Source organism: Shewanella sp. ECSMB14102 (genome assembly GCF_000813075.1).
In the GTDB taxonomy this organism is placed as follows: domain Bacteria; phylum Pseudomonadota; class Gammaproteobacteria; order Enterobacterales; family Shewanellaceae; genus Shewanella; species Shewanella indica.
On the sequence record NZ_JWGX01000009.1, the window covers coordinates 93,569 to 119,525 of the forward strand.

The 25,957-nt window shown below is 56.8% G+C and carries 22 protein-coding genes, 1 pseudogene and 1 riboswitch; of the genes and pseudogenes, 18 read left to right on the forward strand and 5 right to left on the reverse strand.

What is annotated here, in order from left to right:
* The first annotated feature begins 314 nt into the window (after positions 1-314).
* The 4 genes from RC73_RS04630 (at position 315) to RC73_RS04645 (ending at position 5,322) form a co-directional block, all read left to right on the forward strand.
* Positions 315-641: a c-type cytochrome gene (locus tag RC73_RS04630; protein ID WP_025010197.1), complete on the forward strand. Its 327-nt coding sequence runs from the start codon at positions 315-317 to the stop codon at positions 639-641.
* A 121-nt stretch (positions 642-762) separates the two neighbouring features.
* Complete coding sequence (locus tag RC73_RS04635) at positions 763-2,490, forward strand: DUF3373 domain-containing protein (protein WP_039033544.1); 1,728 nt, start codon at positions 763-765, stop codon at positions 2,488-2,490.
* 12 nt (positions 2,491-2,502) lie between these two features.
* Positions 2,503-3,903, forward strand: coding sequence for a tetrathionate reductase family octaheme c-type cytochrome (locus tag RC73_RS04640; RefSeq protein ID WP_039033545.1), 1,401 nt, complete (start codon positions 2,503-2,505; stop codon positions 3,901-3,903).
* A gap of 276 nt (positions 3,904-4,179) precedes the next feature.
* Entirely contained in the window at positions 4,180-5,322 is a 1,143-nt protein-coding gene (locus RC73_RS04645) for a putative sulfate/molybdate transporter (protein ID WP_039033546.1), read from the forward strand.
* Positions 5,323-5,353: 31 nt separating this feature from the next.
* Here the strand turns inward: RC73_RS04645 and RC73_RS04650 are convergent, their stop codons facing one another.
* Positions 5,354-7,120 (reverse strand): sensor histidine kinase, encoded by a 1,767-nt coding sequence (locus RC73_RS04650; protein WP_152608413.1) that lies wholly within the window; start codon positions 7,118-7,120, stop codon positions 5,354-5,356.
* A gap of 266 nt (positions 7,121-7,386) precedes the next feature.
* Here RC73_RS04650 and RC73_RS04655 point away from each other — a divergent pair, with 266 nt between their 5' ends.
* Together RC73_RS04655 and RC73_RS04660 are read left to right on the forward strand one after the other, a co-directional pair.
* Positions 7,387-7,974, forward strand: coding sequence for a response regulator transcription factor (locus tag RC73_RS04655; protein ID WP_039033582.1), 588 nt, complete (start codon positions 7,387-7,389; stop codon positions 7,972-7,974).
* A gap of 106 nt (positions 7,975-8,080) precedes the next feature.
* Complete coding sequence (locus RC73_RS04660; RefSeq protein WP_039033547.1) at positions 8,081-10,126, forward strand: TonB-dependent receptor; 2,046 nt, start codon at positions 8,081-8,083, stop codon at positions 10,124-10,126.
* Between the two features lie 118 nt (positions 10,127-10,244).
* Here RC73_RS04660 and RC73_RS04665 read toward each other — a convergent pair whose 3' ends face one another.
* Positions 10,245-10,775 (reverse strand): response regulator transcription factor, encoded by a 531-nt coding sequence (locus RC73_RS04665; protein ID WP_039033548.1) that lies wholly within the window; start codon positions 10,773-10,775, stop codon positions 10,245-10,247.
* A complete protein-coding gene (locus RC73_RS04670) occupies positions 10,772-12,064 on the reverse strand; it encodes an ATP-binding protein (RefSeq protein ID WP_412514479.1) in 1,293 nt (430 codons plus the stop codon). Before RC73_RS04670 ends, RC73_RS04665 begins: the two co-directional genes overlap by 4 nt.
* Before the next feature lie 225 nt (positions 12,065-12,289).
* Between RC73_RS04670 and RC73_RS04675 the strand changes: the two genes are divergently transcribed.
* From RC73_RS04675 to RC73_RS04730, 12 genes and pseudogenes are all read left to right on the forward strand, one after another.
* A complete protein-coding gene (locus RC73_RS04675; protein WP_039033549.1) occupies positions 12,290-14,182 on the forward strand; it encodes an alkaline phosphatase D family protein in 1,893 nt (630 codons plus the stop codon).
* Between the two features lie 88 nt (positions 14,183-14,270).
* A complete protein-coding gene (locus tag RC73_RS04680) occupies positions 14,271-15,173 on the forward strand; it encodes a helix-turn-helix transcriptional regulator (RefSeq protein WP_052247992.1) in 903 nt (300 codons plus the stop codon).
* A gap of 215 nt (positions 15,174-15,388) precedes the next feature.
* Positions 15,389-16,234, forward strand: coding sequence for an urease accessory protein UreD (locus tag RC73_RS04685; RefSeq protein ID WP_233962594.1), 846 nt, complete (start codon positions 15,389-15,391; stop codon positions 16,232-16,234).
* Between the two features lie 15 nt (positions 16,235-16,249).
* Entirely contained in the window at positions 16,250-16,552 is a 303-nt protein-coding gene (gene ureA, locus RC73_RS04690; protein ID WP_039033550.1) for an urease subunit gamma, read from the forward strand.
* Positions 16,553-16,565: 13 nt separating this feature from the next.
* The gene (locus tag RC73_RS04695; RefSeq protein WP_039033551.1) at positions 16,566-16,886 is read left to right on the forward strand and encodes an urease subunit beta; all 321 of its coding nucleotides are present in this window, start codon (positions 16,566-16,568) and stop codon (positions 16,884-16,886) included.
* The gene (gene ureC, locus RC73_RS04700) at positions 16,883-18,586 is read left to right on the forward strand and encodes an urease subunit alpha (RefSeq protein ID WP_039033552.1); all 1,704 of its coding nucleotides are present in this window, start codon (positions 16,883-16,885) and stop codon (positions 18,584-18,586) included. Before RC73_RS04695 ends, ureC begins: the two co-directional genes overlap by 4 nt.
* A gap of 35 nt (positions 18,587-18,621) precedes the next feature.
* Positions 18,622-19,164, forward strand: coding sequence for an urease accessory protein UreE (ureE, locus tag RC73_RS04705; RefSeq protein ID WP_039033553.1), 543 nt, complete (start codon positions 18,622-18,624; stop codon positions 19,162-19,164).
* On the forward strand, positions 19,118-19,897 hold the full coding sequence (locus RC73_RS04710; RefSeq protein ID WP_235369966.1) for an urease accessory protein UreF: 780 nt from the start codon (positions 19,118-19,120) through the stop codon (positions 19,895-19,897). Before ureE ends, RC73_RS04710 begins: the two co-directional genes overlap by 47 nt.
* An 8-nt stretch (positions 19,898-19,905) precedes the next feature.
* The gene (ureG, locus tag RC73_RS04715; protein WP_039033554.1) at positions 19,906-20,526 is read left to right on the forward strand and encodes an urease accessory protein UreG; all 621 of its coding nucleotides are present in this window, start codon (positions 19,906-19,908) and stop codon (positions 20,524-20,526) included.
* 112 nt (positions 20,527-20,638) lie between these two features.
* Positions 20,639-21,151 carry a GNAT family N-acetyltransferase gene (locus tag RC73_RS04720; protein ID WP_039033555.1) on the forward strand — a complete coding sequence of 171 codons (513 nt, stop codon included), beginning with the start codon at positions 20,639-20,641 and terminating at the stop codon, positions 21,149-21,151.
* Positions 21,152-21,273: 122 nt separating this feature from the next.
* Positions 21,274-21,508, forward strand: a pseudogene (locus tag RC73_RS20980) (DUF3302 domain-containing protein); the annotation flags it as partial.
* A 299-nt stretch (positions 21,509-21,807) separates the two neighbouring features.
* Entirely contained in the window at positions 21,808-22,938 is a 1,131-nt protein-coding gene (locus RC73_RS04730) for an HlyD family secretion protein (RefSeq protein WP_039033556.1), read from the forward strand.
* Between the two features lie 84 nt (positions 22,939-23,022).
* Here the strand turns inward: RC73_RS04730 and RC73_RS04735 are convergent, their stop codons facing one another.
* A complete protein-coding gene (locus RC73_RS04735) occupies positions 23,023-24,603 on the reverse strand; it encodes a Na+/H+ antiporter NhaC family protein (RefSeq protein WP_039033557.1) in 1,581 nt (526 codons plus the stop codon).
* A gap of 82 nt (positions 24,604-24,685) precedes the next feature.
* Positions 24,686-24,857, reverse strand: a riboswitch (Lysine riboswitch).
* 206 nt (positions 24,858-25,063) lie between these two features.
* Positions 25,064-25,771, reverse strand: coding sequence for an oxidative stress defense protein (locus tag RC73_RS04740; RefSeq protein WP_025010213.1), 708 nt, complete (start codon positions 25,769-25,771; stop codon positions 25,064-25,066).
* Between the last annotated feature and the right edge of the window lie 186 nt (positions 25,772-25,957).

The following is a 25,957-nucleotide window of genomic DNA, read 5'->3' on the forward strand; positions in this document are numbered from 1 at the left end:
CAAACTGATTAACAAAAACCACTTTAGAGATAACAAATATTCACAATTGTTAAGCCGATCACGCTCATAAAATCAGCCAAAACAACAGTGATGATTTCTGATCAAAAAATAAAAATACAATAAAATTAGATAATTAAAAACAAAAACACCATATCAATTAGATTTATTTCAATGATATTTTTATCAATTAGATTATTTTCATGAAAGTGATCCAGTTCAAAGCTGACGCACCTCAGGATTGCTAAATTGACAACCGCAAGGACACATAAAATAACAGCCCATTAACGGAGCGGGCGGTCACCCCAGAGGAATAGATGATGAACACCAGCAGCAAACTCGGCCTTCTGCTTTTAGCCTGCGCATTGGCCACAGGCGCCACCGCAGCCGACGGCGGCAACCCCAAGAAAGGCAAACACCTGTACAAGAAAGTCTGTAAAGAGTGTCACAGCAAAGCAGGCATAGGCGGCGAACTGACTCCCATGAGCAAGACCATGAGCCAATGGGACAGATTCTTCGCCAGAGACAAACACAAAGCCAAACCCGAGGCGTTTCAGCCTTTAACTGAGCAGGAACTCAAGGATATTCAACAGTTCCTGTACGACCATGCCGCCGACTCGGATCAACCCCAGACCTGCGGTTGATCCGAGCGCATAGGCGCCAATCACTTAACTAAATTTACAGCTTGCAAGCAAAGTCATGGGGTTACCCCAGGGCCGCTTGCTGCCTGAAAACGACCGGCAAGACCGGTCAGGAGAATCTACTATGCGTACTCTTATCGCTCTGGCGGTGGCCCAGGCACTGGGTTTGGCTCTGCTGGGCAGCCCCCAGCTTCAGGCCGGGGAACTGGATGACAGCACCAAGATCCGCGAGCTTAAACAGCAACTGCAGGAGATCACCGAAGAGCTGGATATACTCAACAGCCGGGTGGACAAGACAGAGCGGCACACGGCGCTCGATCGACTGGAGATCAGCGGCGACTTTCGTACCCGAGCCCACTCGCTGCACTATGGCAATGTCACCTGGCATCCGGCGATCAAGATGGACTTCAACGACTTCGGCGCCAAAGCCATGGCCGGCGAACTGGGCAACCCCATGGATCCCTCCTCGCCCCTTGGCAAGATGATGGCTGCCAACCCTGAGCTGGCCAACGCCTTTGCCCAGGGGCAACTGCAGGGCGTTATGCCCTATGTGCTGGCGCCTTATCGCAGTGGCGACATAGACAATGACATCTTCTACACTACTCGGCTACGGCTCGATCTCAAGGCTAAGGTGTGGGACAACGTCAGCTTTGCCGGACGCCTGACCATGTTCAAGGACTGGGGCGATTCCACCGGTGTGCAGGTGTTTGATTCCTGGCGCTCTTTCACCATGGACGGCACCAACTCAGGCAACCCCAGCGGCGACTGGCTGCGGGTCGAGCGCGCCTACTTTGACTGGAAAAACATCGGCGGCAGCGAGTTTTATCTGTCTGTCGGCCGTCGTCCCTCCACCTATGGCCCACCGAGCCACTACCGGGAAAATGAAAAACGTGGCGGCACCCCTTCCGGACACCTGGTCAACTTCAACTTTGACGGTGCCACTCTGAGCTACAAGCTTGGAGAGCTCACCGGGATAGAAGGCCAGGTGGTGCGTTTCTGTTACGGTCAGGGCTTTGAGTCCCAATGGGGCAATGGCGAGCTTTATGGCGATACCGTCAGCAAGGACACCCATCTGGGCGGTTTCAACATTGATGTGATCAACGATGGTAACCACTTCCTGCAGCTGACCCTGTTTGCCGCGCGGGATATCAACGACGGCTTCAAGGGCACCATGGCCTTCCCCAACGAGTTGGCCGGAATTTTCGCCCCCACTCTATACAGCGATCTGCAGAAATTCGACAACTTCAACTTTGTTACCCGGGTGCAACCCAGCGGGGTCATAGGCGACATGTATCTGGGCGGCCTGGGCTATGCCTATGAGTCCGATGACGATCTCAAGCTGTTTGCCTCCTTCGGTTGGACCCGCGCTGAGAGCAACGGCAACGCCGGCATGTTCGGCGGCATGTTGACCGACGCCGTGTTTCAGGCAGAGCTCAACAGCAGTGGCGATGAACTGCTGATGGTGCCATCCAGCGCCGAGTCCGATGCCTCCCACGATGGTTATGGCATCTATATCGGCATGCAGATCCCGGCACCTTACGGCAAGTTCGGTCTGGAGTACAACTATGGCTCCAAGTACTGGACGCCCTTCACTCAGGCCCAGGACGACCCGGTCGGCAGCAAGCTGGCCACCCGCGGCCATGTGGCCGAGGCCTACTACATCTTCGATATCAACCCCAGGATGTTTATCAAGCTGGCGGGGCTCTACTACGACTATGAATACACTGGCTCGGGCACGCCCGTGGGTGCACCTGTGAAGGTGGATGATGTACTGGACGGCAGCGCCTATTCGCTATTGCCCGTGGTGGATACGGCGCTGGATATCAACGCCTCACTGACAGTGAATTTCTAGGGAGGAACACAGATGAAAACATTTTATCTGCCATTTATAGCCACGGCACTCTGGCTCGGCCTCCTGAGCCAGGCCCAGGCCAGCAGCCCCCACAAAGAGGTACTCAAGGGCCCCTTCAACACAGGCTCGGAAGTCACCCAGGCCTGTCTTGAGTGCCATGAAAAGGATGCCGATGACTTTATGCTGTCATCCCACTGGACCTGGGAGCTGGAGCAGGAACTGCCCGGACGTACAGTCAAACGGGGCAAGAAAAACTCCATCAACAACTTCTGTGTTTCCATTGCCGGTAACGAACCGCGCTGTACCGGCTGCCATGCCGGTTACGGCTGGAAAGACAACAGCTTTGACTTCAAGGACAAGACCAAGGTGGACTGCCTGGTGTGCCATGACACCACGGGTACTTATGTTAAAGATCCCGTTGCAGCCGGTGAGGTATTCAAGACAGTAGATTTGCTGCGGGTCGCCCAGAATGTCGGCAAGCCGGTGCGGGATAACTGCGGCAGCTGCCACTTCTATGGTGGCGGCGGAGATGCGGTCAAACATGGCGACCTCGACTCTTCCATGGCCTACCCGGACAAGGCCACGGATGTGCATATGGACAGCGACGGCAATGACTTCCAGTGTCAGGACTGCCACACCACCCAGAAGCATATGATCAGCGGTAACGCCATGGGTGTGTCCCCCGGCGGTGAAGATCATATCGGCTGTGACAATTGCCACGACAGTGCACCACACGGCAACAAACAGCTGAACAAGCACGCGGCGACCGTGGCCTGTCAGACCTGCCACATTCCCTTCTTTGCCCGCCATGAGCCCACCAAGCTGCACTGGGACTGGTCAACTGCCGGTGAAGACAGGGAAGAGAGCCTGGATCAATATGGTCGTCACAGCTACGCCAAGAAAAAGGGCAGCTTCGTTTGGGGCAAGATGGTCAAGCCCAGCTACGCCTGGTACAACGGCCGCGCCGATGCCTATATGGCCGGTGACAAGATGGATCCCGAGCAGGTCACCCGTCTGACCTTCCCCCTGGGTGACATTCAGGATCCCAAGGCGAAGATCTACCCCTTCAAGGTACACACAGGCAAGCAGGTGTACGATAAGGTCAACAAGGTGCTGCTCAATCCCAAGACCTATGGCAAGGGCGGTTTCTGGTCTGAGTTTGACTGGGATAAGGCGATTCGCTTAGGGATGGCCGCCAGCGAGCCCATGCAGGCCAAGGGCATCAGCTACAGCGGCCAGTACGGCTTCGCCAAAACCGAAATGTGGTGGCGTATCAACCACATGGTCTCGCCCAAGAGTGAAGCGCTCAAGTGCGCCGACTGCCACAACGGCGGTGACCGCCTCGACTGGCAGGCGCTGGGCTATGAGGGCGACCCCATGAAACACAAAGGCGGCGCTCGCCACGCCCGCTGATCCGATTCAGGCAAGCCCTGAAGACCGGCTCCCGCATCTCCCTGCCTCCCGGGAGCCGGTCACTCTCATCTGGTACTCTTTCATCTGGTACCCTCCAAACGAGATGCCACTTATCCCCAAAAAAGACATTTAGACCCAGAATCGGGCCAAAGTGTCCAAGCGGCACTACACTGAATTAGACTATGACGGTAAATTCGGGTCATTGATGATGCAACTCCCTACAAAAAATGGCATTTTTCTTGCGTTGTCTGGGCATCCTTTTCTGTGGCAAGTGCAATGACAACAAACGGCAAGACTTTTTCCTCATTAAACCGCTCCCTGGGTGAGCTTAGCGGCGCCTTTGCCGATCTGGGAACCTTTCTCCCTCTGGTGCTTGGGTTGATAGCTCTGAATCAGTTTTCTCCCCAAGGCATTTTTCTCGGTTTCGGTCTCTTTGCCCTGGCCACAGCCCTGTTTTATCGCCGCCCCATTCCCGTGCAACCCATGAAAGTGATTGCCGCCCTGGTCATCGCCCAGGGGCTGACACCTGGCATGATGCAAGCCAGCGCCATGCTGATGGGAGTAATACTGCTGGTACTGGCGGCTTCCGGCGCCATCAGTTGGCTGTCGCGGCAAATATCCCAGGCTATCAGTGTCGGCATCCAACTGGCCATAGGGCTGCAACTGTTGTGGATGGGCTTCAAGATGATGGCCGACGAGCCTGTGCTGGGATTCGGCGCCTTCGCACTGATTTTCTTTGCCCGCTTTATCCCGCTGCGCTATCTGGCCATGCCCTTGGTGATTGCCCTCGGCATGCTATGGCAATACCAGCAAGGCGGCAGCGACAGCAGCTTTGTGTTCAACAACACGCCTTGGCACTTGAGCTGGCCCGAGTTAAATGACTGGGGAGCCGCGGCAACCCTGTTGGTGCTGCCGCAACTGGCGTTGACTTTGACCAATGCCGTTATCGCCACCTCAGTAATGGCCAAAGAGAAGTTCCCCGAAGACAGCCAGCGTTTCAGCCCCAAGGCCTTTGCCACCAGCTCTGGCCTGGCCAATCTGCTGCTGAGTCCCTTCGGTGCTTCGGCCATGTGCCACGGTGCCGGAGGGTTGGCGGTGCAATACCATTTCGGTGCCCGCCGCCTGTGGGCGCCGCTAATCTTCGGCGGCAGTTGCCTGCTGATAGCCCTCTCCTGGGGGGAAAACGTGGCCTGGCTGCTGAGCCTTATTCCGCTGGCTATTCTCGGTAGTCTGCTGTCCACCGCCGGCTTGCAGTTGGCCTGGTCCAAACGCCTCTTGGACGGCAAGCCTTTCTGTATCTTTGTTATCCTGGCGACCGCTGTGGTGAGCCTGGCCGTCAATGCCGCCGCCGGTTTGGCTGTAGGCGTGGTATTGGAGTTCGGCCGCCGTCAGTGGCAAACCCTTGGGGCACTGCGATAAAGCCGACACCAGCGACTTGAGTCAAGGATAATCATTCATTCCGGGATGGTGCCCCCATAGGCAGCCACACCCGCACCCGGCAACCGCGGCACTCGCGGCGGTTTTCCAGCTCCAGATGACCATTATGCTGAGTCACCACGTCGCGGCAGATAGCCAATCCCAGCCCCAAGCCATCCTCCTTGGTGGTAGCAAAAGACAGCATCAACTCCGCCGCCGAGGCGCTGAGGCCTATGCCTGTATCCAAGAGTTCCAGCAGCAGCCACTCTCCCTTGGTCCCGGCTGCGGGGGGCGCGGCCTGATAGTCGAGTTTGAGTTGGATCTCCCGTTTACCCGAAACTTCATCCAGGGCATCCATAGCATTTTTCAACAGATTAACCAGCATCTGACTCAGCCCTACAGCATCCCCCAGCAACGGCCGCTCCGACCCGCGGCGACTTATTTTGAGCTCGACGCCCTGCTGCTCCATCGGCCGCTGAAACAGCGCCAGTGCATCCCTGAGCAGTGACTCTATCACCACTGGCTCAGATTCGGCCCGGCGCCGACGCAGCAAACCGCGAATACGATGCACCACGGCCCCTGCGCGGATAGACTGATTATTGATCTTGGTCAGCACCTCACGCATGGCATCGGCGCGCTCGCCACAGCCCTCGGCAGCGCGCTGCTCCAGCACCATCATGGCGCCTTCACTGTATTGGGTAATAGCGGCAATCGGCTGATTGAGCTCATGCGCCAGCCCGGCACCAATTTCGCCCAGAATAGCGGCACTTTGCATTCGTTCCAGTTGCAACTCTTTGTCCCGCAGTTGTCGCTCTGTTGCCAACAGGAATTCACTCTTCTGGCGAAACTTATATTCCAGCCACAGGTGGTAGAGAGTGGAGATCAGGAACAGTAACAGCAGCGCTCCGCCCCACTCCTTGTTCTTGCGTACCCAGTCGATGGCGGCTTCATAAAGAGGAGGTGGGCCGCCGTGAAGATCCAGCTCCTCATATAGTTTGATCACCTTGAGCTGACTGATAGGAGCTGTCCAGCCCATGGTGTCGGCCTTGATCGCCGCTTCAGAGTCGGAAGGCAAGTCGAACAGCGCCCGGGTCACCGCTTGGGTGATATGACTAGGCACCAGATCAGAGGCGGCAAATGACCAGTTGGGATAGAGGGCGCTGCTGGTCTCGCAGTCATACCCCTCGGGCTTGACGCCGTTGATTACCCGATAGTCCTGACGTTGCACCAAGCCGGTTTCCACCATCTCCTCCAGGGTACAGAAGGGAGTAATGGCGGCATCGACAGTGCGGTCACGCACCTGGTAAACCAGAGGCTCCAGCGGAAACCCCAAAAAACGCACTTCGCCGAAAAAACGCTTGGCAGCAAAGCCACGCTTGTTGAGCAAGCCTACTGTCGCCTGATATCCCCCCAGCGCCTGAGGATCGCTGGCCACCACAGTAGCACCACGCAGCTCCTCAATATTGCGCACCGGGCTGTCGGCCCGCACTATGATAGCCGAGCTGATAGCAAAGGTAGTTCCCAGGTGCTTGCGACTACGCATGGTAGCCAGCCATGACAGGGGCAGCTTGCTGCTGAGGCTAAGGTATTGCCCTGGGTTGGTCACGATAAAGTGGATCCTGTGCTCCAGCAATTGCTGGCTCATTTGCTCAAAAGTCAGCGGTTCGACCTCGAAGCGATTTCCTGGAAGTTCTTGGCTGAGATATTGCATCATGGGGCGCCATCTCTCTTTGGCTTGAGCCACACCATGATTGGCCAGCACTCCGACCCGAAACACAGCCTCTATGGGCTCGTCACCCATTTCGGCATCGGTCGCCGGTTCATACAGTTGCGCCGAAGCCGAAGCACACCCGGCCCCCAACAACAGTATCAAGATTAATATTCTGGCCATTCCCACTCCCCTTTTATCCATGAAGATAAGCTAATACAGACAGCGAAAAAATAACTTGATGGAGGGCAAATGTCGGCCAACACCTCAGTGATCTGGCTCTAAAAGCCAACAACCGAGTTTGAGCCTCACTGCGACAAAGATTAGGATTGGCTTATTCACCTGAGAGAGGCAAGTATGTGACTGACGTAGCGCTTTATTTGGTGGACGACGATGCCGCCGTCCGGGATTCACTCGGCTTTATGCTGAGCCAATTCGGTTATCGGCTGCAAGCCTTTGACAGCGGCCAGGCATTTCTCCAGGACGCTGAGTTGGAGGCGCCTGGCTGCGTGATCCTCGACAGCCGCATGCCTGAACTCACCGGCCAGCAGGTACAGCAGAGACTACTGGAGGCCAACAGTCCCTTGGGGATCATCTTTCTTACCGGCCATGGCGATCTGCCAATGGCCGTTGACGCCTTTCGTCAGGGAGCCTGCGACTTTTTCCAGAAACCCGTGGCCGGCAAGGCGCTGGCCGCCGCTATCGAAAAAGCCTTCGACTACAGCCTCAAGACCCATGAACAGCAACAACTGCAGCAGAAATACGCCACCCTGACCGAGCGCGAGCAACAGGTATTGCAACTTCTGGTGCAGGGAATGACCAATAAACAGATGTCCGAAGCTCTCTATCTGTCGCTGCGAACCATAGAAGTACATCGCGCCAAGATCATGAAAAAGCTTGGCGTCCACAGTATTGCCGAACTGATCAAGTTCACACCCTTGGTTTGACCCTCTTCCGGGTGCGACAGCTTGTCGCACTTTGGCTGTTTAGCTTTGCCCCATCCGCGCACAAGACCCAGAATGGGTCACCCAAAACAACCAAAATCAATAAGATATGCGCTTTTCACCTTCTCCTCTCGCTCTGGCTTTACTGCCTATAATCGGTCTGGGCACTGCCGCCAAGGCCAGTGACTCTCCCATGGAAGTGCTGGTGGTGCGCGGCAGCGTACAGAGCAGCGTGCTGCAGACCTCGCCAGAAGCCACCGCGCCCAAGGCCGATATCAGTGGTCTGCTCAAGTCACTGCCCGGCGCCAACGTCAACAGTAACGGCCCACTTACCGGCATAGCCCAGTACCGAGGCCTCTTTGGCGATAGAGTCGAAACCCAGGTCGGCGGCATGAGCATGGCCGGCGCCGGTCCCAACGCCATGGATACTCCCTTGAGTTATGCCGTGCCTGTAATCACAGAGCAACTCGAACTGGATCGCGGCATAGCCCCAGTCGCCAGCGGCGTCGATACCTTGGGTGGCAGTATCCGGGTAGTGGAGTCCCAGGCCCGTTTCGATGAAGTCAGCGGCCTGGTCAGCGGCCAATACCAGCATAATGGCGAGCAGAGTCGCATCGGCGTCAAGAGCAACTTCGGCGGTGAGCGTCAGGCACTCATGCTGTATGGCGACTTGTTCAAGGGCAATGATGTGCCCGAGAGCGGCGATAACCACAGATTACTGCCAGGGGTCTACGACAAGCAGGTGTTCGGCGGTGAATACAGATTTAACCTGGCCGACAGCAACGCCGATGATGAGTCGATAGCCTTCTCGTTCCAGCATCTGGAAACCACAGATGCCGCCACCCCGGCGCTGCCGATGGATATCGACTATATCCGCACAGACAGATTCAAACTCAGTGGTGAGCACCTGCTGGCCGATTGGCAAATGCGCTGGCATCTGGGCTACAGCGATGCCCGTCACGGCATGGACAACTTCAGCCTACGGATGAAAATGCCTACCATGGCACCGCGCTACACCATAGCCGACTCCAAAAGTTTCGATGGCCATTGGCAAATGGCGAAAGACAGCTGGGAATTTGGCTTTGATTGGCGCCATGCCGAACACGATACTGTGGTGACAGACCCGAGCAACAGCAAGTTCCGGGTGGATAACTTCAACGGTATCAACGACAGTGTTTATAGCCTCTACGCCCAATGGCAACAGGATTTTGGCCGCTGGAGCTGGCAACTGGGCAGCCGGGTGAAACACTACAGGTTTGATGCCGATGCCGTGAGTCACTCTATGGCGACCATGAAACCGGCAATCAAGACCCTGATGGACAGATTCAATCAGGCCGATCGCAGCCAAAACGATACCGGGCTGGACTTGGTGCTCAACGGCCGCTTCGAAATCGACAATGAGCTGGATGCCATAATCGGCCTGGCACGAAAACAGGCCAGTGCCAGCTATCAACAGCGCTATCTCTGGGTGCCGATGCAGTCCACCGGCGGGCTGGCCGATGGCCGCACCTATGTGGGCCAGATGGACCTGGATCTGGAAACCGCCTGGCAACTGGAGCTGGGGCTGGATTTACACCGTCAGGGTTTCAACCTGACCCCTAGGGTGTTTGTCCAAAGGATAGACAACTATATTCAAGGCCTGCCCACGGATGATCCTGCCGTTATCGCCGCCGGCGATGCCAACACCTTGGTGTTCAGCAATACCGATGCCCTGCTCTACGGCATGGATGTCAACGCCCACTGGCAGTTGCATGAACAGTGGAGCCTGGATCTGCAAGCGGCCTATACCTATGGTGAGCGCCGCGACGTGGAAGACAAGCTTTACCGTATCGCCCCGCCTACCCTGACTCTGGGACTCAACTGGGATCAGGGCAGCTGGTTTGCCCGCCTGGAGACAGTAGCGGTTGCCGCCCAGGATAAGGTCTCGGCCACTCAGCTGGAGCAGGAAACTGCAGGCTATGGCTTGGTGAATCTGGCGGCCGGTTACCGCGGTGACAGCTTTATGCTCAAGGCCGGAGTCGATAACCTGCTGGATAGAGAATATGTCGATCATCTCGCCGGTTATAACCGGGTAATGGGCGGTGATATCGCCGTCGGCGAGCGCTTACCACAACCCGGTCTCAACGCCTGGGTCATGGGCGAGTACCGTTTTTAAGGGCGCCACGGTTGCCCGCTTAAGGGTTCATCCTCACCGTGCTCCCGCAAGCCGTTGAGATTTCCACTGCAATTGAACCTGCCCCGGCCTTTTCTCGTCTCGGAAGGCCGGGATTTTTTTAAGCAACAGGCTTCTTGGCCAGCTTACGTTGCAGGGTGCGGCGATGCATTCCCAACTGGCGGGCGGTGGCCGAGACATTGCCCTTATTGGCATTGAGTACCTGCTGAATATATTCCCACTCCAAGCGCTTGGGGTGCAGCGGGGTTTCATCAGGCAAGGATGAAGCCGTATGGGGTTTAGGCTCGACTTTGAGTGCTGCCAGCAGTGTCCGGGTGTCGGCCGGCTTGGCCAGGTAGTTGTCTGCCCCCAGTTTCACCGCCTCCACCGCAGTGGCTATGCTGGCAAAGCCGGTGAGCAACACAATACAGGCCTTGGGCAGGCTGGCTCGCAGCGGTACTATCAGGCTAAGGCCGTTGCTTTGCGCCAATTTCATATCCAGCAGCACATGGCTCGGCTGCCAGCTGCGGGCGCTGAGCAGTGCTTGGCTGGCATCTTCGGCATGGCAGCACTCAAAATCATGCCGCTGCATACGCCGTGTCAAAATGGCCGCCAGCGCCAAGTCATCTTCGACTATCAATAGCCGCTTCATGCCGCATCTCCTTTAATGGCAGAAACCGGCAATAAGGGCAGACTGATACGCGCCTCACAGCCCTGTGGGCCGTTGTGCAGTACCAGCTCGCCCCCCAGCTTCTCCAGACTGGCGTGACTCAAGAGCACGGCAACCCCCATCCCTGTGCGGCTCGCCACCGGCATCAGTCCAAGCTCACCCAAGAGATGGGCCTCTATGCCGCGGCCATAATCCTTGATGTTAATTTCAAGCCGAGTGTCACCGAGGGAGTCGAAGCCAATTTCAACCTTAGGCTCGCCTATATTGTTAAGGCTAGCCTTGGCGGCGTTATCCACCAGCGCCAGCAGCGCCGGTAACAGGCTGGCATCTGTGATAATTTCACGTTCAGTCAGGCCAGCAGGCAGGGTGAGACTGAAATCCACCTCGGGCATCAACAGCATGAGTTGCTGGCGCATATTTTGCCCCAGTGCCGCCAATGTCACGGCCTGGCAGCGACGCTCACGAATCGATTCAGTGGCGCGGCGCAATTCATTGAGTGTGACTTCACAGCGGGACAACGCCTGATCCATTTGCACCTGCGCTTCGGCATCCAAACCCTCTTCCATGGCTTCATCCAGCAGTAATCTCAGGCTCGCCAGTGGCGTTGCCAACTGGTGTGCCATCTGCGCCGAAGCTGTGCCCAACGCCAGCAGCTGTTCCTGCCGCAGCTGATTTTCCCTCAGCCAACCGAGCTCGGTATCCTGGCGTCGCAGACGACGGCTTATCAGGGCGACACTGGTGGTCAACACCAGTGCCGACACCACAAAGTTGAGCCACATCCCCAGGAAGTGTGAACTCATATCCATACCCTGATGACGGATATGGCCTTCCGGCAAGCTTAAGATCATCAGGCTATAGGCCAGAGTCGACAACGCAGCCAGGCTCCAACTGCCCCAGGCGGGCAAGGTGACCGCCGCCAGCGCAATCGGCACCAGCAGCAGCGAAATAAAGGCATTGGTAGCACCACCGGAAAACCACAGCCAGGAGATCCAGAACAGGGTGTCCAGCAACAGGGCGATAAAGATACCGGCACTCTGACGATAAAGAGGATGACGCAACCACAGGGTCAAGGCCAGGTAGGCACTTTCCAGCCCGAACACCCACCACAAGGGTTCAGGTTGCAGCGTCAGGCCAAAGGCGTCACTGCCGAGCAGGGTCAACCCCAATTGCAGCAGCAACCCCAGGACGCGCAGCAACGCCAGTTGATCGGCCGCCGCCAGGCCACCGGTTCGGCCAAATAAGCCAGTCATTCCCATCGGGGTACTTTTCATCCGTTTATCATCCGAAAACCTGCAAAAGCATTGAATCGGCAGGTATACCAAGTTGGCTATGGCATTGCGAGGCTCTGGAGTGTCAATGTCTGCCGTCGACACCTCGGCACGGCCGCTTTACATCATTAACAAGGCTTCACATTTTAGGGGCTTTTCAAAGCCAAAGCACTTGTTTACCCTGTGGATTCACCCTTTTTCATTCCTGAGAGGCTGCAGAACCCGCCGATGACCACTTCCTCTTCCTTGCCGCTGATCCTGGCCGGCCCGATATTGCGCCACTGTGACCGGGACCATTTCACCCTCTGGTGGGTCAGCAGCAAACCGTTGAGCCCGCAATTAACGCTTAAGTTGAGTCACAAGTCGGCGCCCTTGCCGCTGAATGAAGAACAAGTGCACCGAGTACAACTAGGTAAACACGCCTGGCAGTATCTGCTGCATCTGGAAGTTCCCGGATTACTGCCCCAAGGGCAAGCCGTGGGTTATAGCTTGGAAGATGCCGATGGTCAGTCGCTGTTCGCCGATATCGAAGGTCTGTGTTATCCGGACAAATCCACCCCCGAGCTGGTGCTGCAGCCCAGGCTGGATCGTTTGCTGCACGGCTCCTGTCGCAACCCGCATCATCACAGCGGCGATGCACTGGTGGCGGCCGATACTCTGCTGGAGCAGAACAATGCCCCAGGCGAGCGCCCGGCGCTACTGATGCTGAGCGGCGATCAGCTCTATGTCGATGACGTGGCCGGCCCCACCCTGGTGGCCATTGCCCAGGTAATCGAGCTGCTGGGACTAAAGCAGGAAAGCTTTAGTGACGCCCCACTCAAAGACTCGGCGCAGATAGATTATGGCCCTGACTCCCTCTACCAAAGGCCAAAACAGCTCTTGCCCCGTACCCAGTATCCGGCCAAGACAGCACTTTGGCGCTGGTATATCAATCACCCCATATTCACCTCTTCGATGGCTGAAAACCATCTGCTGAGCTTCGCCGAAGTCACGGCCCTGTATCTTTTAATCTGGTCACCGGAACTGTGGCAGCAACTGGAACTGCCGCAGCAGTTACCCGGGCTGACCGGCAAACGGGCACAGGAGTGGCAGACCCAGTGGCAACATCTATTGGAATTCAAGGCGGGTCTTGGCAAGGTTAGGCGCCTGCTGGCGCATCTGCCTACTTATATGATCTTCGATGATCATGACATCACCGACGACTGGAACCTCACGGCCCGCTGGGAAGAGGCCGCCTATGGTCACGCCTTCTCCAAGCGCATCATAGGCAATGCCCTGCTGGGTTACACCCTGTTTCAGGCCCTTGGCAATCAACCCAAGAGGTTTACCGACTTTTTCGAAGAGCTGAGCGGCCTTTATCTAGCCGACAGTGAGCGCCAGGATGCCCTGATAGACAAGCTGCTCAAGTGTGAGAACTGGCACTACACCCTGGATACTCAACCCAGAATGGTAGTACTGGATACCCGTACCCGCCGCTGGCGCAGCGAATCCAACCTGGCCAAGCCTTCCGGGTTGATGGACTGGGAGGCGCTGATGGATCTGCAGCAGGCACTGCTGGGGCAGGATAAGGTCATCATAGTGTCGGCGGCACCGATTTTCGGGGTCAAGCTGATTGAGGCGGTGCAGCGCACGGCGACCCTGATCGGGGCTTCGCTGCTGGTGGACGCCGAAAACTGGATGGCGCACCCAGGCGCCGCCAACGCCCTGCTGTCGATCTTCATGCACAGACGTACCCCGCAGGAGTTTGTGATCCTCTCCGGCGATGTGCATTACTCCTTTGCTTATGACATAGGGATCCGCTTTCGCCGTGCCAGTCCCAACATCTACCAGGTCACCGCCAGCGGCATCAAAAATCAGTTCCCGGAAAAGCTGCTGCCTGTATTTGATAAGCTCAACGGCTGGCTCTATGGTCATTTCTCGCCGCTCAATCTGCTGACCAAACGCAAACGCATGTCGATCCGCGGCCGCCGCCCCAATGGAGCCCCCAGCAAGCGCCTGGTCAACCAAAGCGGTATCGGCCTTCTGGAACTGGCAGAAAACGGCGCCCCCAAGCGGATAGCCGTACTGCACGCCGATATGAGCCTGACCGAATTTCAAGCCCCCAAAGACAGTCGCGACTGAAACCCGGGGAGCTAATTTTATTCTGCCCGGCTTGGTGACAAGCCGGCTCAGGTTATAATACAGGCATTCATCCCGGGCCAGACTCACGATGCAATACCGACATATCGACTCATCCAGACATATAGAACTGCGCGAATTTTATATAGATAACGCGCTTTTGGTGCGTCTGCACTCCGCTCATGGCTGGGTCAGTATCAATGGTGAGCGACTGAACGTGAACCAGGATACTCTGCTGATCATTCCCCGTTTTGCCCACATCTCCTGTCATATAGAAGCGGCGCAGCAACCGCTGACGCTACAAACACTGACGCTGGATGAAGCTTTGCTGGAAGAGTTGGCCGTTGACTATCTGCCGGGCCAATGTCAGACAGATGGTCACTATCGCCGCTACGCCCTGAGTACGCCGGATGCCGCCAGAGACAACTTTGAACTGCTGCGGCTCACCCATGAACTGGTGAGCCCAACCCCCCAGGCCCCCTGTCTGCTACGCCAATGTCAGTATTTTATCCTCAAGGCGATACTGGCCGCCGGAGTCGATCTGTTCAATACCCTCAGAGTCAAATATGACGAACCCAGGGAAAGAGCGCTGGCACGCCTGATCATGACAGATCCCGGTCATAAATGGACCCTGGAACAAGTCGCTGCCCGTCTGTATACCAGCCCGGCCACACTCAGGCGTCATCTGCAACAGGAAGGCTACAGTTTCAGTAAGTTATTGCTGGAAGTGCGCATGGGGGTGGCTCTCAACTATTTGACCTTCACCGACTTCCCGGTCAGCCGGGTCTGCAAGCTGTCCGGGTTTCACAGCCCGGCCTATTTCTGCGACAAGTTCAAGCAGCATCAGGGAATGACACCGCTGCAGTTTCGCAGTCACTCCCGCAGCGGCAACGACATTCTGGCGCTGTTTGCCCTCAAGGATAGCGGCTCACCTGGGCACAGACGTCCATCACTGGTGCTGGCGGAACCTCCGGAAACAACAACTGCGAAATAAAATGAGCAGATAACGAAATGAATTCGCTTGGGCGACTCTTGTCGCCATGCTTGACAACTCCTATGATCTCCGGCGTCCGTCGACCTTTCTCTCTTCGCCCTACCGCGTAGTTTTCTGCGGTGCATCCAGGGCGTGGTCGACGCCGAACTGATCGAAATCGAGTCCAACTTTCAAACAACTAGATGCCTTTTGACAATTCCTGGGCAGGGGTAAGTGTGTCTGTAATTCCTATAACGCATGCCAACTGGCGTGCCCGACTCTATCTGCGCTATGGCCCCAGACGGGGGCAAACCCGGCTGCTGCAAAGGGAACAATTTGGTCCCTTGCTGGTGCAGCGCCCGTTTCAGGCCGAAGCCGGGGTCTGCCACACCTATCTGTTACATCCACCGGGAGGCGTAGTCGGCGGCGACCAGCTACAAATTATTATCGCCGCCGACAGCGGTGCCCACAGCCTGGTAACCACTCCGGGCGCCGGTAAGTTTTACCGCAGCGGCGGCCAATATGCGGCTCAGCAACTGCAACTGCAAGTGGCCGATGGCGCCCTGCTGGAATGGCTGCCCCAGGAAACCCTGTTTTTCCCCGGTGCCTGTGCCCGCCTGGAAACCCGCATAGAGCTGGTCACAGGTGCACGCTTCATCGGCTGGGAGATGCTCTGCTTCGGTCGCCCTGTGCTCAAGGAATGCTTCAGCCATGGCGATATTCGCGGCCGCAGCCAAATTTATCTGGATGGCGAGCTGCGCCTGTCCGAAGGCCTGTTGGTGCAGCAGGCCGGCAACCCAGAGCAGTTGGCGGGATTGCAAACCTATCCCATGCAGGGCAACTGCTACGTTTTCCCCGCCGATGCGCAGTTGCTGGCGTTGGTACGCCAGGCATTGACGACCTTCGCCGCAGGCACAAACGACTTTGAATACGGTGCCACCCTGGTAGACGGCATTCTTTGTATCCGTTTGCTGGGACACCAAACCGAAGTGCTGATGACGGCCTTGATTGCCGTCTGGCAACAGATCCACCAACACTGGCACGGACGTCTGCCGCAGCCGCCAAGGATTTGGGCGACCTGATAGCGAGACCAGAAGATGGAATTGACCCCAAGAGAAAAAGACAAACTGTTGTTGTTCACCGCCGGGCTGGTGGCTGAACGTCGCCGGGCCCGAGGCCTGAAGCTGAACTACCCGGAAGCGGTAGCCCTGATCTCCTGTGAAATCATGGAGCGGGCCCGCGACGGCAAGACGGTGGCCGAATTGATGAACTACGGCCGCACCATACTCAGTGCCGAGGATGTGATGGAGGGCGTCCCTGAGATGATCAGCGACATTCAGGTGGAATGCACCTTCCCCGACGGCACCAAGTTGGTGTCGATCCACGAACCGATAATCTGATTGGAGGCAGCAGATGATCCCGGGCGAATACCGTCTCAATGAGGCACTGGGCGACATTGAAATCAATACTGGCCTGCCCAAGTTGAAAATTTCGGTGGCTAATCTGGGCGACAGGCCAATTCAGGTCGGCTCGCATTTCCACTTTTACGAGGTCAACCCCCAACTGGCGTTCGAGCGCGAGCAAACCAAGGGGTTAAGGCTGAATATTCCGGCCGGCATGGCGATCCGTTTCGAGCCCGGCCAGCAAAGAACCGTGGAGCTGGTGCCCTTTGGCGGTCGCCGGGCCATCTATGGTTTTCGCGGCGCCATCATGGGCGCACTGGAGGCAAAATGAGCAAGTTATCACGACGGGCCTACGCCGACATGTATGGCCCAACCAAGGGCGACCGAGTACGACTGGCCGACACTGAGCTCTTCCTCGAAGTAGAGCAGGATTACTGCCGTTACGGCGAAGAGGTCAAGTTCGGTGGCGGCAAGGTGATCCGCGATGGCATGGGTCAGAGCCAGGCACTGGCGGCCGACTGTGTCGACTTGGTGATCACCAACGCCCTGATCTTGGATTACTGGGGCATAGTCAAGGCAGACATAGGCATTAAAGACGGCCGCATTCAGGCCATAGGCAAGGCCGGTAACCCGGATGTGCAGGATGGTGTCAACATAGTGGTTGGCCCGGCAACCGAAGTGGTGGCCGGTGAAGGCAAGCTGGTCACCGCCGGTGGGGTGGATACCCATATCCACTTTATCTGCCCACAACAGGCCGAAGAAGGTTTGGTCAGTGGCGTCACCACTTTTATCGGTGGCGGCACTGGGCCTGTGGCCGGCAGTAACGCCACCACAGTCACTCCGGGGATCTGGAACATGCACCGGATGCTGGAAGCCGTGGACTCACTGCCAATCAACATAGGCCTGTTCGCCAAGGGCAATGTCAGCAATAAGGAAGCACTGCGGGAACAGATAGCGGCCGGAGCCATGGGCTTCAAGATCCACGAGGACTGGGGGGCTACACCAGCCGCCATAGATCATTGCCTGCAGGTGGCCGATGAGATGGATGTGCAGGTAGCCATTCACTCGGACACACTCAACGAAGCCGGTTTCTATGAAGAAACCATCAAGGCGATCGATGGCCGGGTCATTCATGTGTTTCACACCGAAGGCGCCGGTGGCGGCCATGCCCCGGATGTGATCAAGTCAGTGGGAGAAGCCAATATTCTACCGGCCTCTACCAATCCCACCATGCCTTACACTGTCAACACAGTGGATGAGCACTTGGATATGCTGATGGTCTGTCATCACCTGGATCCGGCCATTGCCGAAGATGTGGCCTTTGCCGAGTCGCGCATTCGCCGTGAGACCATAGCCGCCGAGGACATACTGCATGATCTCGGAGCCATCTCAGTGATGTCCTCCGACTCCCAGGCCATGGGCCGGGTCGGGGAAGTAATAATGCGTACCTGGCAGTGTGCCCACAAGATGAAGCTGCAGCGCGGGCCTCTGGCGGGAGACACGGAGCACAACGACAACCAGCGCATTAAGCGCTATCTGGCCAAGTACACCATCAACCCGTCGATCGCCCATGGCATAGCCCATGAGGTGGGTTCGATAGAGCCGGGCAAACTGGCCGATATCGTGCTCTGGGATCCGGCATTTTTCGGGGTTAAACCTGCGCTGGTGCTCAAGTGTGGCCTGACAGCCTATGCCCCTATGGGCGACATTAATGCAGCCATCCCCACCCCGCAACCCGTGCACTATCGCCCCATGTATGCCTGTTTTGGCCAGGCGCTGCACAGCAGCTCCATGCTGTTTCTGTCCAAAGCGGCCATCGCAGCGGATATCCCCGGTAAGTTGGGGCTCAAGAGTCGCATAGGTGAAGTGAGGGGCTGTCGCAACATAAGTAAAAAACAGATGCTGCATAACGACTATACCCCGGAGATCCAACTGGATTCCCAAACCTATGAGGTCAAGGCCGATGGTGTGCCGCTGGTGTGTGAACCGGCCACTGAGTTGCCCATGACCCAGCGCTACTTCCTGTTCTGATATTCGGGCCTTGAAACCAAGAGGAGCAAGTTTAGATGATCCATTTCTGTCAACGCCTGGAAGCCGATGAATGCCAACAGACCCCGACACTGCAGCTGTGGCTGTCGATGGATGAACGGGTTCGCAGCCGCCAAAGAGTGACCTTGAGTGACGGCAGCGAAGCCGGGTTGTTTCTGCCACGCGGTACTGTCCTCAAAGAGGGCGATATTCTCAAGGCGGAAACGGGCGAGTTGGCCAAGGTTTTTGCCAAGGCCGAAAGCCTGTCTGTGGTCAGCAGCTCAGACCCACTGCTGCTGGCTCGTGCCTGCTATCACCTGGGGAATCGTCATGTGCCGCTGCAGATAACCCAAGGCCAATGCTGTTACCTGCACGATCATGTTCTGGACGAGATGATTAAGGGACTCGGACTCACGGTCAGCTATCGCCAGGACAAGTTCCAACCCGAGGCGGGGGCCTATGGTGGCAGTGCCCACGGCCATAGTCACGGTAATAGTCACGGTAATAGTCACGCTCATAGTCACGGCAATAGTCATGGGCACTCTCACGAACATGCTCACGACCACAGCCATGACCACTAAAATCAGCCCCGGCCGGGTTCCAGCCCATGGGCAGCAGTGCCTTGAGCCTCAGACCAAGGCCCCCGGCGAGCTTGGCCGCTTGCGCCTCTATCAGTTGGTGAGTCCGTCTCTGCCTGTGGGGGGCTTTACCTATTCCCAAGGACTGGAATGGGCCATAGAGCGGGGCTGGGTCAAAGACCCTGTCACCCTGGGACACTGGCTGCAAAACCAACTTAAAGACAGCCTGGCCACCTTGGAGCTGCCCTTGCTGATGCGTCTGTGTCAGGCGCTGGCGCAGAAACACATCTCTGCGGCGAGCGACTATTGCCGCCTACTGCTGGCCAGTCGCGAAACAGCAGAACTAAGGCTGGAGGAGCGCCAGCGAGGTCAGGCCTTTGCCAAACTGCTGCCACAACTGGGGATCCCACTTGCGCCCGAGGAGCGGGAGCTGGTGCTGCAAACCCAATTGGCGGCCTTTGCCCTCGCAGCCAAACACTGGCAACTGCCGACATATGAACTGTGCGAGGCCTATTGCTGGAGCTGGCTCGAAAATGCCGTCACTGCCGGCGTCAAGCTGATCCCTCTGGGACAGAGCGCCGGTCAGCAGCTGTTGCTGCAACTGAGCACCGAGATCCCCGAGGCGCTGCAAAAGGCGCAAGACTGGCCCGAGGCCGATATCGGCAGCTATACCCCGGCGCTGGCCATTGCCAGTGCCCGCCATGAAACCCAATACACCCGACTGTTTCGTTCATGAGAGAAAATATGCAAACAACCAAACAACCTTTGCGCATAGGCGTTGGCGGCCCCGTTGGTTCGGGCAAAACAGCACTGCTGGAAGTCCTGTGCAAGGCGATGCGTGACAACTACAACCTGGCCGTGGTCACCAACGATATCTATACCCAGGAAGACGCCAAAATTCTCACCCGCGCCGAGGCCCTGAGCGCCGACCGCATCATAGGCGTGGAAACCGGTGGCTGCCCCCATACGGCAATTCGCGAAGACGCCTCTATGAATCTCGCGGCAGTGGAAGAACTGACGGCGCGCCATCCCGGCCTGGATCTGGTCTTTGTCGAGAGTGGTGGCGACAACCTCAGTGCCACCTTCAGCCCGGAACTGGCAGATCTGACCATCTATGTAATAGATGTGGCCGAGGGCGAGAAGATCCCCCGTAAGGGCGGCCCGGGCATTACCCGCTCCGATCTGCTGGTGATCAACAAGATAGATTTGGCACCCTATGTCGGTGCCTCGCTGGAAGTGATGGCCGAAGATACCGCCAGAATGCGCCCCAACAAGCCTTGGGTGTTCAGCAACCTCAAGCAGGGGCAAGGGGTGGCTGAAATCATCGACTTTATAGTCACCCAAGGCATGCTGGATCAGCACTGAGCCTGAGCAGTGCCTGCCACCTGGGCAGGCACTGTTTTTGATATCCAGTCCATTAGGTGGCACGCCGACCGGCTTGTGGCATACTCAGGCGAAACCACCTTGGGAGCCTGGAATGCATCTGTGTCACTGCCAACTTGAGCAACATGGCGAAGCGATACGCGCCATCTTCAACCATGCCATTGCCCATACCACAGCCCTTTATGAATACCAGCCAAGGAACAAGCAGCAGATCCGCGACTGGTTCGGCGCCAAACAACAAGGCAGCTGGCCAATTCTGGGCGCCGAGGATGAGCAGGGGCAACTGTTGGGATTTGCCAGCTTCGGCCCGTTTCGCGGCTATCCAGCCAACCTCTACTCGGTGGAACATTCTGTGTATGTGCACCCGGAGCATAGAGGCAAAGGGGTGGCGCGCTTTCTGATGCAGCATTTGATAACCCAGGCCCGGGAGCGCGGCATGCGCACCATGGTGGGCGCCATAGATGCCGGAAACCAGGCCAGTATTGCCCTGCACCAGAAGTTGGGGTTCAAGCACTCAGGCACCCTGCCCCAGGTGGGCTATAAGTTCGGCCGTTGGCTGGATTTGGCATTTTATCAGCTTATGCTGCCGGGACCTGCCGAGCCCTAACCCTTTCGGGCACGAGTCGATTTTAGTCTTATGCCCCTGAAAAAATTCATCATTCCCGGGCAATCCGCCAGCGGCCATCTACACTTATTCAAGCGTATTTACCAATAAGGGAATCCGATTAGATGACACTGGATTATATCGCGCTGGGGCTGCTGATCTTTGTCGCCCTGGTGATCTTCTACGGGGTGATAGTGATCCACGACATCCCCTACGAACTGGCCAAGAAACGCAACCACCCCCATCAGGACGCTATTCACTACGCAGGCTGGGTGAGCCTGTTTACCCTGCATGTGCTGTGGCCGTTTCTGTGGATCTGGGCCACGCTCTGGCGCGAGGACAGGGGCTGGGGCTTTGACAAAATTCAACAGGAGCAGCAATCACTGCACCATGAAACCGTACTTCTGGCGCAGCAGTTGGAGCTATTGAGTGAAAAAGTCGCCGCCCTGGAAGCCCAAAAGCATGCCGCCACAGAGGCCCTTGCAGCGTCGAGTGCCCAAGTCCAAGCCCCAACCCAAGTCCAAACGTCTTCAGAAGAGCCCGCAGTCAATCCCAAACCCACCAGCGGCATGGGCTTGGATACGGCAGCAGACTCGACCGACATTCCAGGTACAGATAATCAGACCCAAAGCAATAACAAGAATGGGGAGAACAGATAAATGGATCTCTTGCTTATCCTCACTTACACCGCCATCTGTGTCGCCATCTTCAAGATTTTCCGCATTCCACTCAACAAGTGGAGCGTGCCCACCGCCGTGCTCGGCGGAGTAGTGCTGATAGGCACCTTGATTTTGTTGATGAACTACAACCATCCCCATACCGCCATGGGCAGCCAGATGTATGTCACCACCCCGCTGATCCCCTCGGTGCGCGGCAAGGTCATAGAAGTGCCCGTCACCCCCAATAAACTGCTGAAAGAGGGCGAGTTACTGTTCCGGGTCGATCCGACTCCTTATCAGACAGAAGTCACCCGGCTGGAGGCCAGCCTGGAGCAGGCTAAACAGGCGGTATTGGGGCTGGACGCCGCCTATAAGGCCGCCGAGGCCAGTCGCATCAAGGCCGAGGCCGAACGGGACAGAACCCAACTGGAATATGAGCGCTACCGCAACGGTTTTGAAAAAGGCGCCTTCACCCGTGCCGATGTCGACAACCGTCGTCAGTACTATCTCGGCGCCCAGGCCTCAGTAGAGGCGGCCGAGGCCGAAGCCCGGCGCGCCAAGCTGGCACTGGAAGCCGAGTATCAGGGGCAAAACACCCAAGTGGCCGAAATTGCCGCCATGTTGGAAAAAGCCAGATTCAATCTGGAGGAAACCAGCATGCATGCCCCCTCAGACGGTTATGTAACCCAGTTGACCCTGAGACCGGGAATGATGGTGGTGCCCATGCCCTTCAGGCCTGTGATGACCTTTGTCCATCAGGAGGAGCGCTTCTTTGTCGGCGCCTTTAGGCAAAACTCGCTGCTGCGGCTGAAACCCGGTTTCAAGGCCGAGCTGATCTTCCGCGCTCTGCCGGGCAAAGTGTTTCAAGCCGAAGTGGTCGAAGTGCTGCCGGCCATAGGTGAATCTCAGGTGCAGGCGCAGGGGCAGCTCTATGGCTCGTCACAAATTCGCCTCAACGGCCGACCTCTGGTGAAACTCAAGCCGCTGGATGACCTGAGTCAGTATCATTTGCCACTGGGTACCAATGTGGAGATCGCCATCTATTCCGACAGCTTTGAGCATGTATCAATCATGCGTAAGGTATTGATAAGGATGAAAAGCTGGCAGAACTATCTCTATCTGGATCACTGAGACTCCTTATCTTCGCGCAAGCCTTTGGCAAGAGTAAAAAGCCCCGGAAAAACTCCTGGGGCGTTTTGGTATCCCATCTCAGCCTCAGCCGATGGCGGCCTCCGGAGCCGCCTGGAAACGCCTGGCGTGGTAGAGGCAGAAGAGTGCAAACCAAGCGGCACTCACCAGGAAACCGGCCAGGGTGGAATGCAGCAGCCCCATGGCCAGATAACCGAGCGCTGCCCCGAAGGCGACTGTCAGGGCATAAGGCAACTGGGTCAGTACGTGGTCTATATGGTGACAGCCGGCACCGGTGGCCGACAGAATACTGGTACTGGAGATGGGCGAACTGTGATCGCCAAACACAGCGCCGGCCAGCACAGCCGACAACATGGGCAGCAGGAGTTGAATATCGCTGGCGGCAGCCATATCACCGGCGAGCGGCAACATGATACCGAAAGTGCCCCAACTGGTGCCTGTGGCAAAGGCCATGGCGCAGGAAAGCACAAACACCACCACAGGCAGCAGCCCTGCGGGCAGGTTGCCGTTAGCCAGGCTAGCGAGATATTTGCCGGTTTCCATGTCACGCACCACGGCGCCTATGGTCCAGGCAAACAGCAGTATATTGATAGCCGGCAACATGGCCATGACGCCTCTGGGGGCGGCGCGCAGCCAAGTGGATATCCCAAGGCCGAGACGCAGGGCCAACAAGCCGGACACCGCCAGGCTGCAAAGGGCGCCATAAACCAAAGATGAGCCCACATTGGTATGTTCAAAGGCGCCCAGCACACTGAAGGCCTGACCATTGGCGGCCAATACCTGAGCCCCGGAGTCCAGCATGAAATAGATACTCGCCGCCGTCAGTGTCACTATCGGCAACACCATATCCAGCATGCCGCCGCGGCTGTCGGCCGGGGCTTCCATATCCAGCCCTATGGGCCTGCCCTTGGATTCATCCCAGAGCTTACCTTCGAGCGCCCGCTGCTCATGCTGTCGCATCGGCCCAATATCCAGTTGGAAAGCGATCACCACCACCACCATGATCAGGGTAAATACCGCATAGAGGTTCATGGGGATCATCTGCACAAAAGCGGCGATCGGGCTCTGCTCTGTCACCCCATGGGCCACGAGTATGCCGCCCACCAGGGCGATGATATAGGCTCCCCAGGAAGAAATGGGCATCAATACGCATACGGGCGCCGCAGTCGAGTCCAGCAGATAGGCCAACTTGGCGCGGGAGATCTGGAATCTATCGGTCACAGGGCGGCAAATGGGCCCCACCGACAGGCTGTGGAAAAAGTCGTCAATAAAAAAGGCAAACACCATCAAGCCGGTGAGCGACTTGGCGCCCTTGCGGCTCTGGCAGCGCCTGGCGGCCCATTCGGCGAAGGCCCGGGTCGCACCCGAGGCGGTCATCAAGCTGATAAGCCCACCCAGCAGCAGCATAAACAGCAACATATTCAGGTTATCGCTGTTGGGAGCACCATCGACCCAGAAGATTTTCAGCACACTGTCAAACAGGTAGCGCAGCGATTGCAGCGGTGAAAACTGCTGCAACATCAGGCTGCCGGCGACTATGCCTACCCCAAGGGAGAGCAGTACTCTACGGGTGATGATCGCCAGCGCAACCGCCAGCAGAGGAGGAACTATGGACCAGGGAGAGTCCGCAAAATGCATGATATTCATGATCTCTTTACACCAAGAAAGGTGGAGATCTACCGATAGGATCGAAGAAACTCAGACCAAGGAGGGCAGAAACTTCTCAGCTCCTTCAGGTAGCGCTCCATAGTGGATGACTATGGCAGTCCTGCACCTGTTAGATACAGAACCAGCAGCTAGGTTTGATGGCCTGGCTACTTCGGCGCCGACTCCTTTCCCCGGGCCTCAAAGGCATCACCCTCTTCCCGGTTACTTTTAGGCAGCGCGCCTCTACTCAAAGGTATTCGACTGGCATTCTAACTATCACAGCCCCAATAGCAAGCCGGATTGCGCCTCTGGCGGTAAATATCCCGCTAGGCGGGCATTAAGCCCAGGGGAAGTGACTCATGTCACGGCCTAGCAATACCGGCACCGCTTGTTCACGAGCCACGGTTAAAAACTGCTTCGCTCCATCAGCGAGCCAACGGCTCTCACCCGAATGCTTACCTCAGTCACGCAGCTTGTAGCTGACCTCGACCCTGTCGGAGAAGGTTACCTGGCCATACTCATAGCTCTGGTTGATAGCGCCTTCGGCCATCATGGCGGCCTTGTACATCACAGGACGCACCGGGCCTTGGTCGAAATAACGAATCGACCAGACGCCATCGAGTTTCTCGCCGAATCCGGCCGCCAGTTCACTGGCCTTTTGCTTGGCATCTTCAATGGCCGCCTGCCGCGCCTGCTTGCGCATCTCGGCTTCTTTACTGGACTTAAGGTTGATCTGGTTCACCTTGTTGATCCCGCCTATTAACGCCGAGTCCAGTATGGGATTGAGCTGATCCAACTGTTTCACCAACACTGTCACACTGCGACTGGCGCGATAGCCCTTGAGCTCGGGCGCCTTGTCCTTGAGGTAAACATACTCAGGTTGCAGATTCAGATTGGCGGCGGCAATCGACTCCTTGGCGACCCCGGCCTTGAGCAGGCGCTCGATAAAAGCGGCCACAGCCTTGTCGGATGCGGCCTTGGCCGCCTTGGCATCAGATTCGCTTAATGACACTTCAACATGGATTTCGGCCATATCGGGCTCAACCTGTATCTGGCTGACGCCTGTGGTTTCCAGTAGAGGTCTATCCTGAGCCAGTACTGAGTGGCTCATTAGAGTAGCGGGTAACAATGCGCCTATCAGCGCCAGATTCAGCAGAGATTTTTTCATCTTGGTTCTCCAAAAAGTTCGCTTTCGTTGACCATAGAAACGCAGCCGGCTGACAAAAGGGTTAAAAAAATCAAAAAATTTTTCAACGACGTTTTGAAGCGGCAACCGAGATGGCAACATAGAACATAAATTAGCCAGCCCAACTGTACCTTTTCTATGGCTGAGGTATAATCGCCGCCAATTTTA

Excerpts from the sequence above, each read along its gene's own strand:
- RC73_RS04630 (WP_025010197.1), top strand. The coding sequence starts at position 315 with ATGATGAACACCAGCAGCAAACTCGGCCTTCTGCTTTTAGCCTGCGCA.
- RC73_RS04635 (WP_039033544.1), top strand. The coding sequence starts at position 763 with ATGCGTACTCTTATCGCTCTGGCGGTGGCCCAGGCACTGGGTTTGGCT.
- RC73_RS04640 (WP_039033545.1), top strand. The coding sequence starts at position 2,503 with ATGAAAACATTTTATCTGCCATTTATAGCCACGGCACTCTGGCTCGGC.
- RC73_RS04645 (WP_039033546.1), top strand. The coding sequence starts at position 4,180 with ATGACAACAAACGGCAAGACTTTTTCCTCATTAAACCGCTCCCTGGGT.
- RC73_RS04650 (WP_152608413.1), bottom strand. The coding sequence starts at position 7,120 with ATGGGTGACGAGCCCATAGAGGCTGTGTTTCGGGTCGGAGTGCTGGCC.
- RC73_RS04660 (WP_039033547.1), top strand. The coding sequence starts at position 8,081 with ATGCGCTTTTCACCTTCTCCTCTCGCTCTGGCTTTACTGCCTATAATC.
- RC73_RS04665 (WP_039033548.1), bottom strand. The coding sequence starts at position 10,775 with ATGAAGCGGCTATTGATAGTCGAAGATGACTTGGCGCTGGCGGCCATT.
- RC73_RS04670 (WP_412514479.1), bottom strand. The coding sequence starts at position 12,064 with ATGAAAAGTACCCCGATGGGAATGACTGGCTTATTTGGCCGAACCGGT.
- RC73_RS04675 (WP_039033549.1), top strand. The coding sequence starts at position 12,290 with ATGACCACTTCCTCTTCCTTGCCGCTGATCCTGGCCGGCCCGATATTG.
- RC73_RS04680 (WP_052247992.1), top strand. The coding sequence starts at position 14,271 with ATGCAATACCGACATATCGACTCATCCAGACATATAGAACTGCGCGAA.
- ureA (WP_039033550.1), top strand. The coding sequence starts at position 16,250 with ATGGAATTGACCCCAAGAGAAAAAGACAAACTGTTGTTGTTCACCGCC.
- RC73_RS04695 (WP_039033551.1), top strand. The coding sequence starts at position 16,566 with ATGATCCCGGGCGAATACCGTCTCAATGAGGCACTGGGCGACATTGAA.
- ureC (WP_039033552.1), top strand. The coding sequence starts at position 16,883 with ATGAGCAAGTTATCACGACGGGCCTACGCCGACATGTATGGCCCAACC.
- ureE (WP_039033553.1), top strand. The coding sequence starts at position 18,622 with ATGATCCATTTCTGTCAACGCCTGGAAGCCGATGAATGCCAACAGACC.
- RC73_RS04710 (WP_235369966.1), top strand. The coding sequence starts at position 19,118 with ATGGGCACTCTCACGAACATGCTCACGACCACAGCCATGACCACTAAA.
- ureG (WP_039033554.1), top strand. The coding sequence starts at position 19,906 with ATGCAAACAACCAAACAACCTTTGCGCATAGGCGTTGGCGGCCCCGTT.
- RC73_RS04720 (WP_039033555.1), top strand. The coding sequence starts at position 20,639 with ATGCATCTGTGTCACTGCCAACTTGAGCAACATGGCGAAGCGATACGC.
- RC73_RS04730 (WP_039033556.1), top strand. The coding sequence starts at position 21,808 with ATGGATCTCTTGCTTATCCTCACTTACACCGCCATCTGTGTCGCCATC.
- RC73_RS04735 (WP_039033557.1), bottom strand. The coding sequence starts at position 24,603 with ATGAATATCATGCATTTTGCGGACTCTCCCTGGTCCATAGTTCCTCCT.
- RC73_RS04740 (WP_025010213.1), bottom strand. The coding sequence starts at position 25,771 with ATGAAAAAATCTCTGCTGAATCTGGCGCTGATAGGCGCATTGTTACCC.